Source organism: Roseateles agri (genome assembly GCF_034043675.1).
Lineage (GTDB): Bacteria > Pseudomonadota > Gammaproteobacteria > Burkholderiales > Burkholderiaceae_C > KK5.
Window position 1 is genome coordinate 809,151 of record NZ_JAXCLA010000003.1, and the last position, 14,095, is coordinate 823,245.

At 69.0% G+C, this 14,095-nt stretch carries 16 protein-coding genes; 15 read left to right on the forward strand and 1 reads right to left on the reverse strand.

Features of this window, described 5'->3' with window-relative positions:
- The first annotated feature begins 291 nt into the window (after positions 1-291).
- From SNE35_RS12020 to SNE35_RS12060, 9 genes are read left to right on the forward strand one after another with little or no spacing between them, the layout of a single operon-like run.
- Complete coding sequence (locus SNE35_RS12020) at positions 292-1,353, forward strand: amidase (RefSeq protein WP_320423163.1); 1,062 nt, start codon at positions 292-294, stop codon at positions 1,351-1,353.
- Positions 1,353-2,480, forward strand: coding sequence for an acyl-CoA dehydrogenase family protein (locus SNE35_RS12025; RefSeq protein ID WP_320423125.1), 1,128 nt, complete (start codon positions 1,353-1,355; stop codon positions 2,478-2,480). Before SNE35_RS12020 ends, SNE35_RS12025 begins: the two co-directional genes overlap by 1 nt.
- 23 nt (positions 2,481-2,503) lie before the next feature.
- On the forward strand, positions 2,504-2,869 hold the full coding sequence (locus SNE35_RS12030) for an IacB protein (RefSeq protein WP_320423126.1): 366 nt from the start codon (positions 2,504-2,506) through the stop codon (positions 2,867-2,869).
- Entirely contained in the window at positions 2,859-3,407 is a 549-nt protein-coding gene (locus tag SNE35_RS12035) for a nuclear transport factor 2 family protein (protein WP_320423127.1), read from the forward strand. The genes SNE35_RS12030 and SNE35_RS12035 overlap by 11 nt, the downstream gene beginning before the upstream one ends.
- Positions 3,404-4,684 (forward strand): aromatic ring-hydroxylating oxygenase subunit alpha, encoded by a 1,281-nt coding sequence (locus tag SNE35_RS12040; RefSeq protein WP_320423128.1) that lies wholly within the window; start codon positions 3,404-3,406, stop codon positions 4,682-4,684. Before SNE35_RS12035 ends, SNE35_RS12040 begins: the two co-directional genes overlap by 4 nt.
- A 5-nt stretch (positions 4,685-4,689) precedes the next feature.
- Positions 4,690-5,169 carry an aromatic-ring-hydroxylating dioxygenase subunit beta gene (locus tag SNE35_RS12045; protein ID WP_320423129.1) on the forward strand — a complete coding sequence of 160 codons (480 nt, stop codon included), beginning with the start codon at positions 4,690-4,692 and terminating at the stop codon, positions 5,167-5,169.
- Between the two features lie 5 nt (positions 5,170-5,174).
- The gene (locus SNE35_RS12050) at positions 5,175-5,912 is read left to right on the forward strand and encodes an SDR family NAD(P)-dependent oxidoreductase (protein WP_320423130.1); all 738 of its coding nucleotides are present in this window, start codon (positions 5,175-5,177) and stop codon (positions 5,910-5,912) included.
- Between the two features lie 14 nt (positions 5,913-5,926).
- Positions 5,927-6,874, forward strand: a complete 948-nt coding sequence (locus SNE35_RS12055; protein ID WP_320423131.1) for a PDR/VanB family oxidoreductase — start codon at positions 5,927-5,929, stop codon at positions 6,872-6,874.
- A gap of 12 nt (positions 6,875-6,886) precedes the next feature.
- On the forward strand, positions 6,887-7,378 hold the full coding sequence (locus tag SNE35_RS12060; protein WP_320423132.1) for a flavin reductase: 492 nt from the start codon (positions 6,887-6,889) through the stop codon (positions 7,376-7,378).
- Between the two features lie 7 nt (positions 7,379-7,385).
- Here SNE35_RS12060 and cynR read toward each other — a convergent pair whose 3' ends face one another.
- Entirely contained in the window at positions 7,386-8,270 is an 885-nt protein-coding gene (gene cynR / locus SNE35_RS12065; protein ID WP_320423133.1) for a transcriptional regulator CynR, read from the reverse strand.
- A 75-nt stretch (positions 8,271-8,345) separates the two neighbouring features.
- Here cynR and SNE35_RS12070 point away from each other — a divergent pair, with 75 nt between their 5' ends.
- From SNE35_RS12070 to SNE35_RS12095, 6 genes are all read left to right on the forward strand, one after another.
- Positions 8,346-9,545 carry a muconate/chloromuconate family cycloisomerase gene (locus SNE35_RS12070; protein WP_320423134.1) on the forward strand — a complete coding sequence of 400 codons (1,200 nt, stop codon included), beginning with the start codon at positions 8,346-8,348 and terminating at the stop codon, positions 9,543-9,545.
- 4 nt (positions 9,546-9,549) lie between these two features.
- Positions 9,550-9,846 carry a muconolactone Delta-isomerase gene (gene catC, locus SNE35_RS12075; protein WP_320423135.1) on the forward strand — a complete coding sequence of 99 codons (297 nt, stop codon included), beginning with the start codon at positions 9,550-9,552 and terminating at the stop codon, positions 9,844-9,846.
- Positions 9,847-9,885: 39 nt separating this feature from the next.
- The gene (locus SNE35_RS12080; RefSeq protein ID WP_320423136.1) at positions 9,886-10,800 is read left to right on the forward strand and encodes a dioxygenase family protein; all 915 of its coding nucleotides are present in this window, start codon (positions 9,886-9,888) and stop codon (positions 10,798-10,800) included.
- Between the two features lie 37 nt (positions 10,801-10,837).
- Complete coding sequence (locus tag SNE35_RS12085; RefSeq protein ID WP_320423137.1) at positions 10,838-11,851, forward strand: S1/P1 nuclease; 1,014 nt, start codon at positions 10,838-10,840, stop codon at positions 11,849-11,851.
- A gap of 228 nt (positions 11,852-12,079) precedes the next feature.
- Positions 12,080-13,273 carry an alpha/beta hydrolase family protein gene (locus SNE35_RS12090; protein ID WP_320423138.1) on the forward strand — a complete coding sequence of 398 codons (1,194 nt, stop codon included), beginning with the start codon at positions 12,080-12,082 and terminating at the stop codon, positions 13,271-13,273.
- Positions 13,270-13,830, forward strand: a complete 561-nt coding sequence (locus SNE35_RS12095; protein WP_320423139.1) for a hypothetical protein — start codon at positions 13,270-13,272, stop codon at positions 13,828-13,830. Before SNE35_RS12090 ends, SNE35_RS12095 begins: the two co-directional genes overlap by 4 nt.
- Positions 13,831-14,095 lie beyond the last annotated feature (265 nt).

Consider the following 14,095-nt stretch of genomic DNA (forward strand, 5'->3'; position numbering starts at 1 on the left):
GTAACGCAAGTAAATAACGCGGTAGATGGACGCATGCTATCGCGCGAGCAATGCCCCTGTGAATCGGGCAAACACCCAGATGGCAACGGGCATCTTGGCCGTTTCCTGGTGTTCAAAAAACTTGCAAAGTCACGTATTTACCCTAGTATTCGATGCCTTGTGATTGCGTGAATGATCACGTAAAGTGAATTGCAATCAACGCTTCTTCAGGACATCGCCGTGAGCCTTGCGAGCCCCGTAGTGCAGTACCTCGACGCCCCCGACGGCTCTCCCAATGAGGGACCGGCGGCGATGGTCAAGGACACGATCGACGTGCAGGGCTGGCCCACCCGCTGCGGCAGCCGCGCGCTGGCCGATGCCGCGCCGGCCGCGCGTGATGCCGACGTCGTCGCCGCGCTGCGCACCGCCGGCTGGCGCATCACCGGCAAGACCAAGCTGCACGAGCTGGCCTTCGGCACCACCGGGCTCAATGCGCACGACGGCACGCCGCTGAACCCGCGCTGGCCGGCACTGGTGCCGGGCGGTTCGTCCAGCGGTTCGGCGGCGGCGGTGGCGGCGGGCTTGGTGCCGATGGCACTCGGCACCGACACCGGCGGCTCGGTGCGCGTGCCTGCGGCCTGCTGCGGCGTGCTGGGCCTGAAGCCGAGCTTCGGCCTCGTCAGCCGCCGCGGCGTGGCGCCGGCGGCGAGCAGCCTCGACTGCGTCGGGCCGATCGCCGCGGACATGCCGACGCTGATCGCAGCGATGCGCGCCATCGCGCCGGGCTTCGAACTGCCCGCGCTGCCCGCGACGATCCGCGTCGGCGTGCTGAAGGTCGATGCTGCCGCGGAGATCGTGCAGGCGGTTCACGGCGCGCTCGATGCCTGGCCCGGCGTGCAGCTGCAGGCGGTCGAGAGCCCGCTGTTCGGCGCCGCCTACGACGCCGGTCTCGCGATCATCAACCGCGAGACCTGGGCGGCCTGCGCTGCGCTGGTCGAAACCGGCCGCGTCGGCGCCGACGTCGAAGCACGGCTGTGCAAGGCCGCATTGACGACGCCCGATCAGGTGGCCGCGGCCGAGCAGGTCCGCAGCGCTTTCAGCGCTCAGATCGACGCGCTGCTCGAACGCTGCGACGTGCTGGCGCTGCCCACCTTGGCCGAGTTCCCGCCGCGGCTCGAAGACGCGGCCGACACCGCTGCCGCCGTCGCGATGACGCGGCTGGTGCGGCCGTTCAACCTGTCCGGCCATCCCGCGATCAGCCTGCCGCTTCCCGCTGCCGCGCGCGGCCCGATCGCGCTGCAGCTCGTCGCCGCCAGGGGCGCCGACGGCCTGCTCTGCGCGATCGCCCAAGCATTCTCAGAAGGAGACCATTGATGACGAGCACTTTCGACGCGCTGCTCCAGGACCTGCGCGCCCGCCGCCGCGAGTTCGCGCGGGCGCAGCAACTCCCGGACGACATCGTCGCCGCCTTCAAGCGCGAGGGCGTGTACCGCGCGCTGGTGCCCAGGAGCCTCGGCGGCGACGAGCGTTCGCCGCGCGAGTTCTGCGAACTGGTCGAGCGCATCGCGCAGGCCGACGGCTCGGCCGGCTGGGTCGCCAGCTTCGGCATGGGCGTCACCTACCTGGCCTCGCTGCCGCCGGCGACCCTGCGCCTGATCTATTCCGACACGCCGGACATCGTCTTCGCCGGCGGCATCTTCCCGCCGCAGCCGGCGCCGGTGGTGGCAGGCGGCTACGAGGTGAGCGGGCGCTGGAGCTTTTCCAGCGGCTGCACCGGCGCGGCCGTGATCGGCGTGGGCATCGTGCCCGGCGGCGCGCCCGATGCGCAGCAGCCGCTGCCGCGCATGGCCGTGCTGCCCGCCGATCAGGTGCGCGTCGAGCGCAACTGGGACGTGATCGGCCTGGCCGGCACCGGCAGCCACGACATCGTCGTCGACAAGGTGCGCGTGCCGGAGGATTGGACCTTCGTGCGCGGCAGCCGCTCGCAGCTCGACGCGCCGGTGTTCCGCTACCCGGGCCTCTCGCTGGCCACGCAGGTGCTCAGCGTCGTTGCGCTGGGCATCGCCCGCGCCGCGGTCGAGGAACTGAAGGGCATGGCCACCGGCCGCATCTCGGTCACCGGCGCGCCGCGCACGGCCGACCGACCGCAGGTGCAGATGGAGATCGCCCGCTGCGAGGCGCAGCTGCGCTCGGCCCGCGCCTTCTTCTACGAGGCGATGGACGAGGCCTGGGCCGCACTGCTGAAGGGTGATGAATCGGTGGCGCCCGAGCAGACGAACCTGCTGCGCCTCTCGTCCACCCACGCCACCCGCACGGCCGCCGAGGCCACGCGCAGCGTGCAGATGCTGGCCGGCATGACCGGCATCTACGAAAGCTGCCCGCTCTCCACCCAGGTGCGCGACAGCCTGGTCATCACCCAGCACGCCTTCATGGGCGACATCACCTACCAGAACGCCGGGGCCATGCTGTTCGGTCTCAAGCCACTGCCCGGTTACTTGTAAATCGAACGACAAAGGAAACCACCATGACGACGACTCCCCTCCGCACGCTGTTCTGCATCGGCATCAACCAGAACTTCTTCGACGCCGTGGCCGAGGAGCAGAAGGCCGTGTGGGGCGCCTTCGTGCAGATGATGCAGGGCATCGCCGCGCTGCCCGGCGTCACCGTGCTGGGCAATATGGACGACGACCGCGCGATGGTCGGCCCCTCGGACTCCTGGCCCTGGACGACCTACCTGCTGGCCGATCTGCCGGACCTCGCCACCGTCCACGCCGCCTGCAACCTGTTCCGCACAACGCCGGTGGGCGACGGCACGTACAAGCTGTGGAAGTACGCCAAGGTCGAAGCCCGTGTCGGCCGCGAACTGTCGATCCCGGCGTATGCGGCCTGATCACCTCGCCGCGCTGGAGCAGGAGCTGCGCCGCCTGCAGGCGCAGCCGCTGATCCGCGCCTGCGTGACCCGCTACATGGAACTGTGCGACGCGCTGGCGCCCGCCACGCCGCTGGACGAGCTGGCCGCGCTGTTCACGGCCGATGCGGTGTGGGAGGGCAAGGGCGCGCGCTACGCCGGCAGCTTCGGCGGCTACCGCGGGCGCGAGGCGATCGCGGCGATGTTCCGCGGCTACATGACTGAGCCGCCGCACTTCGCGATGAACGCGCACTTCCTCTGCTCGGAGGCCATCGCCGTCGACGAGGACGCGCAGGGCGCCGACGCGCGCTGGCTGATGCTGCAGACGTCCACCTTCGCCAGCGGCGCCTCGCACCTGAACGCCGCACGGCTGAGCTTGCGCATGGCCGTCGAGGACGGCGCCTGGCGCATCGCCCACTTCCAGACCGAGAACGTCTTCAGCCGTCCGGTTGATCGCTGGAACGACGAGGCCGCCGCGCTGCCGGTGCCTGCAACTTCGAAGGACAACAAGCAACCATGAACGCTCCCGCCCAAGCCATTCATTTCAAGCGCCGCAACATCGGCGAGCTGGTGCAGCCCGATCGCGTGCACACCTCGCTCTACACCGATCCCGCGATCTACGACGAGGAGATGGAGCGCATCTTCCGCAACAGCTGGGTGTGGGTGGCGCATGCCAGCGAGATCCCCGAGGCCGGCAGCTTCAAGACGCACTGGGTCGGCAAGGAGCCGGTGATCGTCGTGCGCGACCGCAAGAAGCAGGTCCACGTGCTGCTGAACCGCTGCCGCCACCGCGCCGCCACCGTCTGCGAGCACAAGAAGGGCAAGGCCAACAGCTTCGTCTGCCCGTACCACGGCTGGAGCTACGCGCTGGATGGCTCGCTGCGCGGCGTGCCGCACCCCGAGAGCTATGCCGACATGCTGGACAAGGGCGAGCACCCGCTGGTGAGCCTGCGCGTGGAGGAGTACGCCGGCATGCTGTTCGCCACCTTCAAGGACGACATCGAGCCGCTGACCGAGTGGCTGGGCCCGGCCCGCAAATGGATGGACCTGTTCATGAAGCAGGGCGGCGGCTATCCGGTCAAGGTGGCCGGCGAGCACCGCTTCCGTTTTCCTGGCAATTGGAAGATCCAGCTGGAGAACACGACCGACGCGTACCACTTCCCGCTGGTGCACCGCTCTTTCCTGCACTCGGTGGACAAGCAGACCGAGGAGATGCTGGACTTCGTCGGCGGCAAGGGCTACGTGGAAGACCTCGGCAACGGCCACAGCGTGATGGTGATGATCCCCGAGCTGATCGACCTGGAGGCCGACCTCGACAAGCCCGTGCCGGACCGCTACCAGGCGCTTGCGCAGGCGCTGCGCGACGAGGGGCACGATGAGCAGAAGGTGCGCCGCATCGTGCGCGCCGTCGGCGGCTCGGGCTTCAACCTGAACCTGTTCCCGAACATCGCCTGCTCGATGGCCTTCTTCCGCGTGCTGCAGCCGATCGCCGTGGACGAGACGGAGATCCACCACGCCGTCATCACGATGGACGGCGGACCGGCCGAGGCCAACCGCGCGCGGCTGCGCATGCACGAGCACTTCCAGGGCCCGATGGGCTTCGGCACGCCGGACGACTCCGAGGCCTGGGAGCGAGTGCAGGCCGGCTCGCAAGCGGGCCGCGATCTGTGGATCCTGCTGAACCGCGGCCTGCCCGGCGAGAAGCCGACCGAGGACGGCGTGGCCGGCGACGTCAGCGCCGAGACCGGCATGCGCGCCGCCTACCGCCAGTGGCTGAAGCTGATGACGAAGGACTGATGACGATGAACACCGAACTGCTCCAACAAGCCAGCGCCTTCATCTGGATGGAAGGCGACATGCTGGACCATGCCGAATACGACGGCTGGCTGAACCTCTGGACCGCGGACGGCGAGTACGTGATCCCCATCGACCCGAAGGAGACCGACTTCGCCAACACGCTGAACTACGCCTACGACGACGCCGCGATGCGCGCCAAGCGCGTGCAGCGGCTGATCAGCGGCGAGTCCATCTCGACGACGCCGACGGCGCGCACCGTGCGCAGCATCTCGCGGCTGCGCGTGCTGCAAGAAGGCGGCGACGCGATCACCGTCCGCTGCGCGCAGGACCTGCGCGAGTTCCGCAAGGACAAGCTGCGCCAGCACACGGCCGACATCACCTACACCCTGCAGCGCGGCGGCGACCACGGCTTCAAGATCCGCAGCAAGATCGTGCGGCTGATCAACTCGACCGACACGCTGACCAGCGTCGGCTACATCCTGTGAGCAGCATGCAGACGGCACTCGTCACCGGCGCGGCCAACGGCCTGGGCCTGTACATCGCCCGTGCGCTGCACGGCGGCGGCTATCGCGTGGCGCTGACCGACCGCGACGCGGCCGCCGCAGCCCAAGCGGCCGCCACCTTGGATGCCAGCGGCGACACGGCCTTCGGCCTGAAGCTCGACGTCGTCCACAAGAGCGACTTCGAGGCGGCGCTGGCGGCTGTCACCGAGCGCTGGGGCCCGCTGCACGTGGCGGTGAACAACGCCGCGATCACCTTGACCACGCCGGTGATGCAGATCACGCCCGAGGAGTTCGAGGAGGTGCTGCGCATCAATCTGCGCGGCACCTTCCTCGGCTGCCAGGTCTTCGGCGCGGCGATGCGGCAATCGAGTTACGGACGGCTCGTCAACGTCGCTTCGCTGGCCGGGCAGAACGGCGGCACGGCCTCGGGCGCGCACTACGCCTCGTCCAAGGCCGGCATCCTGACCCTGACCAAGATCTTCGCCCGCGAGTTGGCGGCGGACGGCGTCACCGTCAACGCAATCGCCCCGGGGCCGATGGAGCTGCCCTCGGTGCGCGCCGCGGTGCCGGCGGAGAAGCTGGAGAAGCTGATCGAGATGATCCCGGTCAAGCGCCTGGGCGATCCGGACTTCGTCGCATCGCTGGTCGTGCAGCTGGCGTCCCCGCAGGCCGGCTTCGCCACCGGCGCGGCCTGGGACGTCAACGGCGGCATCTTCATGCGCTGATGAGGTAAGTCGTTATGCAAGCTGACACCCTTCAGGTCGTTGTCCGCCGCCGCCGGCAGCAGGGCGAGAACGTCGTCGTGCTGGACCTGGCCGGCGTGGACGATGCCGCGCTGCCGCCCTTCGAGGCCGGCGCCCATGTGGACGTGCACCTGCCCTCGGGCCTGGTGCGCCAGTATTCGCTGTGCGGCGATCCGGCCGACCGCCGGGCCTACCGGCTGGGCGTGCTGCGCGATGCGGCCTCGCGCGGCGGCTCGCAGGCAGTGCACGAGGTGCTGGGCGAGGGCGTCCAGCTCGCGATCAGCCGGCCGCGCAACCATTTCCCGCTGGTGGCCGGCGCGCGGCATTCGGTGCTGGTCGGCGGCGGCATCGGCATCACGCCGATGATCGCGATGGCCCATGCGCTGGCGGCGGCCGGCGCCTCCTTCGAGCTGCACTACTGCTTGCGCTCGCCCTCGTCGGGCGGCTTCGTCGACGAGTTGAAGGCCGCACCCTTCGCCGATCGCGTCAGCTTCCACTTCAGCGTGGGCGGCGGCCGCATCGACCCGGCGGCGGTGCTGGACCGCTGCGGGCGCGAGGGCACGCAGCTCTACGTCTGCGGCCCGGCCGGCTTCATGGACGCGGTGATGGAGGCCGCCGCGCTGCCGAAGGCACAGATGCACCGCGAGCTGTTCGGCGCGGAGGTGGACACCAGTGGCGGCGGCTTCGAGGTCGTGGCCCAGGCCAGCGGCAAGACGGTCAGCGTCGCGCCGGGGCAGACGATCGTGGCGGCGCTGGCGGGCATCGGCATCCGCATCGAGGTGTCCTGCCAGGAGGGCGTCTGCGGCACCTGCGTCTGCACGGTGCTGGAAGGCGAGTGCGATCACCGCGACGTCTACCTGACCGAGGACGAGCGCGAGGCCCACGACCAGATCATGGCCTGCTGCTCGCGCGCACGCTCGAGCCGCCTGGTGCTGGATGTCTGAGGAGCGAAACCGATGATTGCCACGACCGACTTCCGCAATGGCATGGCCCTGCTGGCCGGCGCCGTCAACGTGATCACGACCGACGGCCCGGCCGGACCCGCGGGCTTCACCGCCTCGGCCGTCTGCAGCGTGACGGACCAGCCGCCGACCTTGCTGGTCTGCATGAACCGCTCGTCCTTCGCGCACCGCTTCTTCGTCGAGAACCGCGTGCTGTGTGTCAACGTACTGGCGTCGACGCAGGAGGCGCTGTCGGGGCTGTTCGCCAACCGCGAGGTGACGATGGCCGAGCGCTTCGCCCGCGCGCCGTGGACGGCACTGCACACGGGTGCGCCGGCGTTGGACGGCGTGCTGGTGAACTTCGACGCCGAGATCGTGCAGGTGCACGAGGTGGGCACGCACAGCATCTTCTACGCGGAGCTGCGCGCGCTGCGCCTGGGCGAGCAGGGCGGGGCGGGGCTGGCCTACTTCAACCGCGGCTACCACCACCTGGGCGCGGCGGCCTGACGCGCGCTCAGGCGGCAGCGATGGCCGGATGCAGCCGCGCCACGAACTCCCGCGCCGCCGCGCTGCGCGAGCCGCCGCGGCGCCACAGCACGGCGGCGCGGCGCACCGTCTGCGGCTGCGTCAGCTCCAGCGCGCGCATGCCGGCACCGGCCTGCGAGGCGGCGTGATCGGCGGCGATCGTCGCCAGCGCGCCGCGCCGGCAGCACCGCAGCAGCGCCTCCACCGATTCCATCTCCACCCGCACGTCGGGCACCAGCTTGGCCTCGGCGAAGGCCGCGTCGATCATCCGCCGCGTGGCGAAGCTGCGCGGCAGCAGGGCCAGCGGCTGGTCCTTCAGGTCCTTGAGCCGCAGGCTGCTTTGCTTGGCCAGCGGATGCCGCGAGTGGACGACCAGCTGCAGCCGCTCCTCGAACAGGGTCTCCGCCTCGATCTCGTCGACCGCGCCGGGGTGGAAGGAGATGCCCAGGTCCAGCCGCCCGGCGACCAGCAGCTCCTCGATCGGCCCGGCGCGCAGGTCGCGCACCATCACGCGCACACCGGGATAGGCGGCGCTGAAGGCGGCCACCGCGTCCGGCACGAAGTGGGTCAGGAAGGTGGGGATCACGCCGATCGTCAGCTCGCCCGACTGCAGGCCGGCCAGGTCCGACAGCGCCATGCGCCCGGCCTCCACCTCTTGCAAAGTGCGCGCGGCGTGGTCGCGGAAGACCGCGCCCGCCTGCGAGAGCTTGAGCCCGCGGCCCAGCCGGTCGAACAGCGGCATTCCCAGCTCGTCCTCCAGCTGGCGCAGCCCGTGCGACAAGGTGGACTGCGAGACGAACAGCGCCTCGGCCGAGCGGGTCAGGTGCTCGGTCTCGGCGAGGCTCAGGAAGTAGCGGAGTTGGCGCAGTTCCATCGTTCGATATGGTCGATTGAATCGTGCGAAATATATCAATTGTCCGGACGAACGATCGCGGCCAAAGTGCAGCGCATGAGCAGCATGATGAAGATCGAACGCATCCAGGCACGGATCCTCGACATCCCGACGATCCGCCCGCACAAGTTCTCGTTCGGCGCGATCAGCCGGCAGAGCCCGGTGATCGTGCAGCTGTGGCTGCGCAACGGTGCTACGGGCTTCGGCGAGGCGGCGACGATCGGCGGCCCGTCCTGGAACGAGGAATCACCGGAATCGATCCTGCATGCGATCGAGAGCTACCTGGGGCCGGCGCTGGCCGGCCAGGACGCATCGCGCTTCGAGGCGCTGCTGCAGCGGATGGATGCGGTCTGCAAGGGCAACCACTTTGCCAAGGGCGCCGTGGAGATGGCGGCGGTGGATGCGGTCTCGCGCACGCTGGGCGTGCCGGCCTGGAGCCTGCTCGGCGGCAAGGTGCGCGAGAGCATGCCGCTGGCCTGGACGCTGGCGAGCGGCGATTCCGCCAAGGACATCGAGGAGGCCGAGGCGATGCTCGCCGCGCGGCGGCACCGCGTCTTCAAGCTGAAGATCGGCGCCCGCGCTGCCGCCGACGACATTGCCCACGTGGGCCGCATCGCCCGCGCGCTGGCCGGCCGCGCGAGCCTGACCGTGGACATCAACCAGGCCTGGGATGGCAACACCGCGCGCCGTCATCTGCCGGCGCTGGTCGCCAGCGGCGTCACGCTGATCGAGCAGCCGGTAGCGCGGTGGAACGTGGAGGCGCTGCGCGCATTGACGGCCGCGTTGCCGACCGATGCGCTGCTGATGGCGGACGAGACGGTCTGCTCACCGCAGGACGCGCTGCAGCTGGCGCAGCAACGCGCCTGCCATGTCTTCTCGCTGAAGGTGGCCAAGCACGGCGGCCTCGTGCGCACCCGCGCGGTGGCGGCGATCGCCGAGGCGGCCGACATCGGTTGGTACGGCGGCACGATGCTGGAGACCTCGCTGGGCAGCGCCGCGTCGGCGCATGTGTTCGCCACGCTGGCAGGCCGCGACCACGGCTGCGAGCTGTTCGGCCCGCAACTGCTGGTGGACGACATCGTCAGCACGCCGATGACGCTGCGCGACTTCGAGCTGCATTTCCCGGACGGCCCGGGCTTCGGCGTGGACGTGGTGCCCGAGCGGCTCGACCGCTTCGACCGCGCGCGCCAGGGCCTGCAGGCCGTCCACGTCGATCTCGGCCGCAACAGCAAGGCCGCCACCGCAGTGAAGGATTGAAACGATGCTCTACCTCGTCCGCATGGATGTGAAGCTGCCGGCCACGCTGGCGCCCGCCGAGGCCGATGCGATCAAGGCCCGCGAGAAGGCCTATTCGCAGGGGCTGCAGCGCGAGGGGCGCTGGCGGCACCTGTGGCGCGTGGTCGGCGAGTACGCGAACTACAGCGTGTTCGACGTCGAATCGAACGACGAACTGCACACGCTGCTGTCGCAGCTGCCGCTGTTCCCCTACATGCAGATCCAGGTGACGCCGCTGGCGCAGCACCCGTCGGCGATTGCGTCGGCAATCACCGCGAACTGAATTCCTGTTCACTCACCCACCCACACCGGAGACAAAACGATGGCCGAATTCACCCAAGAGCAACTGCTCGAACTGGTCAACACCTCGCAGGTCGCGGCAGGCAATCCGCGCGTGCGCCAGGTCGCGCAGCGCGTCGTCAGCGACCTGTTCCGCGCGATCGATGATCTGGACGTCAGCCCCGACGAGTTCTGGGCCGGCGTCAACTGGCTGGCCCGCCTGGGCGCCTCGGGCCAGATGGGCCTGATCACCGCGGGCCTGGGCTTCGACCGCCTGCTGGACATCCGCGAGGACGAGGCCGATGCCAAGGCCGGCCGCGCTGCCGGCACGCCGCGCGCGATCGAGGGCCCGCTGTACATCGCCGGCGCGCCGCTGAGCGAGCGCGAAGTGCGCGTGGACGAGGCGCCGCAGCGCGGCGAGGTGCTGGTGATGGAAGGCCGCGTGCTCGACACGGACGGCCGCCCGGTGGCCGGCGCGCTGGTGGACGTGTGGCATGCCAACGAGAAGGGCCGCTACTCGCACTTCGACCCGGACCAGAAGGACTTCGCGCTGCGCCGCAAGATCCGCACCGGTGCCGACGGCAGCTACCGCTTCCGCAGCTTCGTGCCGCCGGGCTATGCGATCCCGCCGAACAGCCCGACCTCGGAGCTGTTCAGCGCACTGGGCCGCCATGGCAATCGCCCGGCGCACATCCATTTCCTGGTTGCAGCCGAGGGCCAGCGCACGCTGACGACGCAGGTCAACATCCCGGGCGACACCTTCCTCGACGACGACTTCGCCTTCGCCACGCGTGACGGCCTGGTCGTCACGCTGGAGCCGAACACCGCCCCGGCCGGCTACGAGTCGCTGGACGTGCGCGAGCCCTTCACGCGCGTGCGTTTCGACTTCGTGATGCAGAAGGCTTCCTCGGACGACGAAGCGCGGCCGGCGGCGCGGATGGAGCGCGTCGCGGCCTGACGAAGCGCTCGGGGCGCGGCAGGCGCAGAATCGGCGCATGCGTCGATTCTGCGCGTTATGGCTGTTTTGGCTGGCGTCCTGTCTGAGTGCCTCGGCCTGGGGCTGGGGCTCGGAAGGCCATCGCGACGTCGGCGCGGTGGCCGATGCGCTTTTGAAGGGCACGCCGGCCGCGGCCCAGGTGCGGCGCATCCTTGGCAGCGGCGGCACCCTGCAGACGGCCGCGATCTGGGCCGACTGCGCGAAGTCCATCCACCCGGAGCAGGACTTCGAGTACGTCAAGGACATGTACTACGACAGCCACTGCGCGGCCTTCGATGCCACGCCGGCCGGCGTCGCCGAGATGGCCGACTACGTGCGCCGCAACAACGACAACTGCGTCTACGCCGGTGGCCGGCGCAACTGCCACAAGGCTTTCCACTTCGCCGACATCCCGATCCAGGAGAACCGCTACGACGCGGGCTTCGTCGGCGCGGAGCCCTACGACGTCGTCCACGCTATCGCCGCCGCGGTGGCCCGGCTGCAGCACAAGCCGGTGCCGGCGCCCTTCCGTTTTGCGGACGGTATGCAGGGCGAGCGGGAGGCGCTGCGCCTGATCGCGCATTTCGTCGGTGACCTGCATCAGCCCTTGCACGTCGGCTCGGTCTATCTGTCGCCCGGCGGGCTCGCCTTGAATCCGGACCAGACCGGCCACGATCCGGACACCGACACCGTCGGCGGCAATGTGCTGAGCGTCGGCCACAGCCAGCTGCACGCCGAGTGGGACGACGCCCCGACCCTGACGCCGGCGGCCTTGCTGGCTGCTGCACGAGCCGTGCCGGCGAGTCGGGGCGCGATGGGCACCTGGCCGGCCGCGTGGGCCGGCGAGGCGATCGTGCAGGCTCGCTCAGCCTTCGCGCCGATCCGCTTCGGCGCAAAGTCCGGCAGGAACTGGCCGGCCACCTTCAGCGACCGCGCGGCGTACATCAAGCTGCGCGATCAGATCCAAGCGAAGCAGCTGGCCCGTGCGGGAAAGCGCCTGGCGGAGCTGCTGAAGGCTGTTTGGCCGCGCTGAATCAGCTTGCTGTCGGCGGCTTCAACATGAGCCCTGGTTTGATCGGGACGAGTTTCTGGCGCGGGGAGCGACGGGCAAGTCGCTGATCTTCAAGGGGTTTTCTGCGCCTCGCGAGTGTCTGGAAACGCGAGTTTCAAAACATGAGTGCCGCTCATATTATTTCGGCATGGCGCGGCGATCGGATGAATTGATGAGCGGCGCCAGCGATCAATCACTGGAGCCCTCGACATGAATCACGACACCACCCCCGACGCACACCCGAACCAGCGCCTCGCCCGCAAGTACCGCTTCGACGATCCCGATATGGATCTGTTCTTCATGGCCGCGCTCGGCTGGGGACCGGCCGGCGGACTGGACATCGGCCAGGCCTTCCACATCGCCTCGCAGATCACCGATGGTGACGGCGACAGCTGGGTGCGCGCCTTCAACGACTACGCCGAGCTGCTCGACGCCCAGGCCGACGAGTGGAAGCGCCGTGGCTGGATCCGCGCCGCCGGCGAAGCGCGGCTGAAGGCCTTCGCGGCCTGGCGTTCGTCCTGGCAGTTCGCCGCGCCCGGCAAGGTCTTCGCCGAGCAGTGCGCCAAACACCAGCGCGCGTTCGCCGCGGCGATGGACGAACTGCGCCTGCCGGCGACGTCTTTCAAGGTGCCCTATGCCGGCAAGCAGCTGCCCGGCGTCTTCTTCCAACATGCCGATGCGAACGCACCGATCGTATTGATCATCGGCGGCGCGGATACCTGCCACGAAGACCTGTTCCTGACGATGGGCCGCAATGTGCTGGACCGCGGCTACTCGGTCGTCCTGGTCGACTTGCCGGGGCAGGGCGTCACGATGGCGGATGGCTTGCACTGGGAAGCCACGGCCGAGAAACCGATCGCGGCCGTCGTTGATCTGCTGATCGAGCGCTTCGCCGCCAAGCCGGGCCGCATCGCGCTGGTGGGCCTGAGCCTCGGCGGCTACTTCGTCGCCCGCGCTGCTGGCTACGACGATCGCTTCGCGACCGTGATTGCCAGCACGCCGTTCCCGAGCCCGGCGCAGTTGTTCGCACTGTCGGCTCAGGCGGCGATGCGGCCGGGCGCACCGGAAGCCAGCGCCGCCGCCAAGCGCAGCCGTCAGGTGACGATGTGGAAGGTGGGCGTGACGGAACCGCAGGACTTCATCCCGAAGACGGCGGCGATGGTGGCCGACCCGAGCCGGGTCACCGTGCCCTTCCTGTCGCTGCTCGGCAGTGGCGATTCGCAGGTGTTCGCGGCGCAGGCGCATGCCTGGCATCGCGACATCCGCTCCGAGCGCAAGTCCTTCGTGCTGCTGGATGCGGCCTCCGGCGCCGATGGTCATGTGCAGGTGGCGAACCGGCTGCGCCTGGCGCAGGAAGCGGTGGGCTGGATGGATGAGATCTTCGGCCGGGGTGCCCAGGCATGAAAAGTCTGCTCCTTGCTTTCGCGCCGTTCATCGCCTTCGCCGGCCTCGAGCGCATCGCCGGCATCGTGCCGGGACTGCTGGCTGCCGCCGCCTTGTCGTTGGCTCTCGTCGTCCGCGATGCATTGACGGCAGGCCGGCATGCGAAGTTGCTGGAGCTGGGCAGCGCCGCGCTGTTCGGTGGGTTGGCCGTTTGTGCGCTGGGTACGGACGCGGGTGGATGGTCGGTGCTGGGTGTGCGGCTCGCTGTAGATATTATTGGTCTGTGCGCGATCGTTGCGATGTCGCTGCTGTTGAATCGACCCTTCACGCTGCCCTATGCGAGGGAGCGCGTGCCCGAGGCGGTCTGGGCGACTCCGCGCTTCCTGCGCGCTAACCGCGTGCTCAGTGCGGTATGGCTCGCAGCCTTCGCCGTGCTGGTGGCGGCCGACGCGCTGATGCTCTATGTGCCGGCGCTGCCGTTGGCTGTCGGTGTGGCGCTGTCGATCGCGGCCCTGGTCGGGGCGTTCAAGTTCAGCCGCTGGTATCCGAAGCATCTTTCTTCGCGAGAACTTGTCTGACCCGAATTTCCTGTGCTACAGTAGAGGGCTTCGCTACACACAAACCGCCTCGGCGGGTGCGGCGAAGGAGGTAGGGATTTGGTTGGCAGTGGTATGGCTAACCGGCGTTTCTAGTTTGATCGAACGGGCTTGTTGAGATGTTCGAAAGAATTTTGAAGAAATGCTTGACGGTGTTTTAAAAAACAGGTCATAATCTCGCTTCTGTGCTGATCACTGATCGGCGCGACAAGAAAGAGTTTAGATCCTTGATTGTTGTTAAGGGTTT

Bases quoted from the DNA above. Each gene is read 5' to 3' on its own strand.
- SNE35_RS12090 (WP_320423138.1), top strand. From the start codon at position 12,080: ATGAATCACGACACCACCCCCGACGCACACCCGAACCAGCGCCTCGCC.
- SNE35_RS12045 (WP_320423129.1), top strand. From the start codon at position 4,690: ATGAACACCGAACTGCTCCAACAAGCCAGCGCCTTCATCTGGATGGAA.
- cynR (WP_320423133.1), bottom strand. From the start codon at position 8,270: ATGGAACTGCGCCAACTCCGCTACTTCCTGAGCCTCGCCGAGACCGAG.
- SNE35_RS12055 (WP_320423131.1), top strand. From the start codon at position 5,927: ATGCAAGCTGACACCCTTCAGGTCGTTGTCCGCCGCCGCCGGCAGCAG.
- SNE35_RS12095 (WP_320423139.1), top strand. From the start codon at position 13,270: ATGAAAAGTCTGCTCCTTGCTTTCGCGCCGTTCATCGCCTTCGCCGGC.
- SNE35_RS12025 (WP_320423125.1), top strand. From the start codon at position 1,353: ATGACGAGCACTTTCGACGCGCTGCTCCAGGACCTGCGCGCCCGCCGC.
- SNE35_RS12060 (WP_320423132.1), top strand. From the start codon at position 6,887: ATGATTGCCACGACCGACTTCCGCAATGGCATGGCCCTGCTGGCCGGC.
- SNE35_RS12080 (WP_320423136.1), top strand. From the start codon at position 9,886: ATGGCCGAATTCACCCAAGAGCAACTGCTCGAACTGGTCAACACCTCG.
- SNE35_RS12020 (WP_320423163.1), top strand. From the start codon at position 292: ATGGTCAAGGACACGATCGACGTGCAGGGCTGGCCCACCCGCTGCGGC.
- SNE35_RS12050 (WP_320423130.1), top strand. From the start codon at position 5,175: ATGCAGACGGCACTCGTCACCGGCGCGGCCAACGGCCTGGGCCTGTAC.
- SNE35_RS12040 (WP_320423128.1), top strand. From the start codon at position 3,404: ATGAACGCTCCCGCCCAAGCCATTCATTTCAAGCGCCGCAACATCGGC.
- catC (WP_320423135.1), top strand. From the start codon at position 9,550: ATGCTCTACCTCGTCCGCATGGATGTGAAGCTGCCGGCCACGCTGGCG.
- SNE35_RS12030 (WP_320423126.1), top strand. From the start codon at position 2,504: ATGACGACGACTCCCCTCCGCACGCTGTTCTGCATCGGCATCAACCAG.
- SNE35_RS12035 (WP_320423127.1), top strand. From the start codon at position 2,859: ATGCGGCCTGATCACCTCGCCGCGCTGGAGCAGGAGCTGCGCCGCCTG.
- SNE35_RS12085 (WP_320423137.1), top strand. From the start codon at position 10,838: ATGCGTCGATTCTGCGCGTTATGGCTGTTTTGGCTGGCGTCCTGTCTG.
- SNE35_RS12070 (WP_320423134.1), top strand. From the start codon at position 8,346: ATGAGCAGCATGATGAAGATCGAACGCATCCAGGCACGGATCCTCGAC.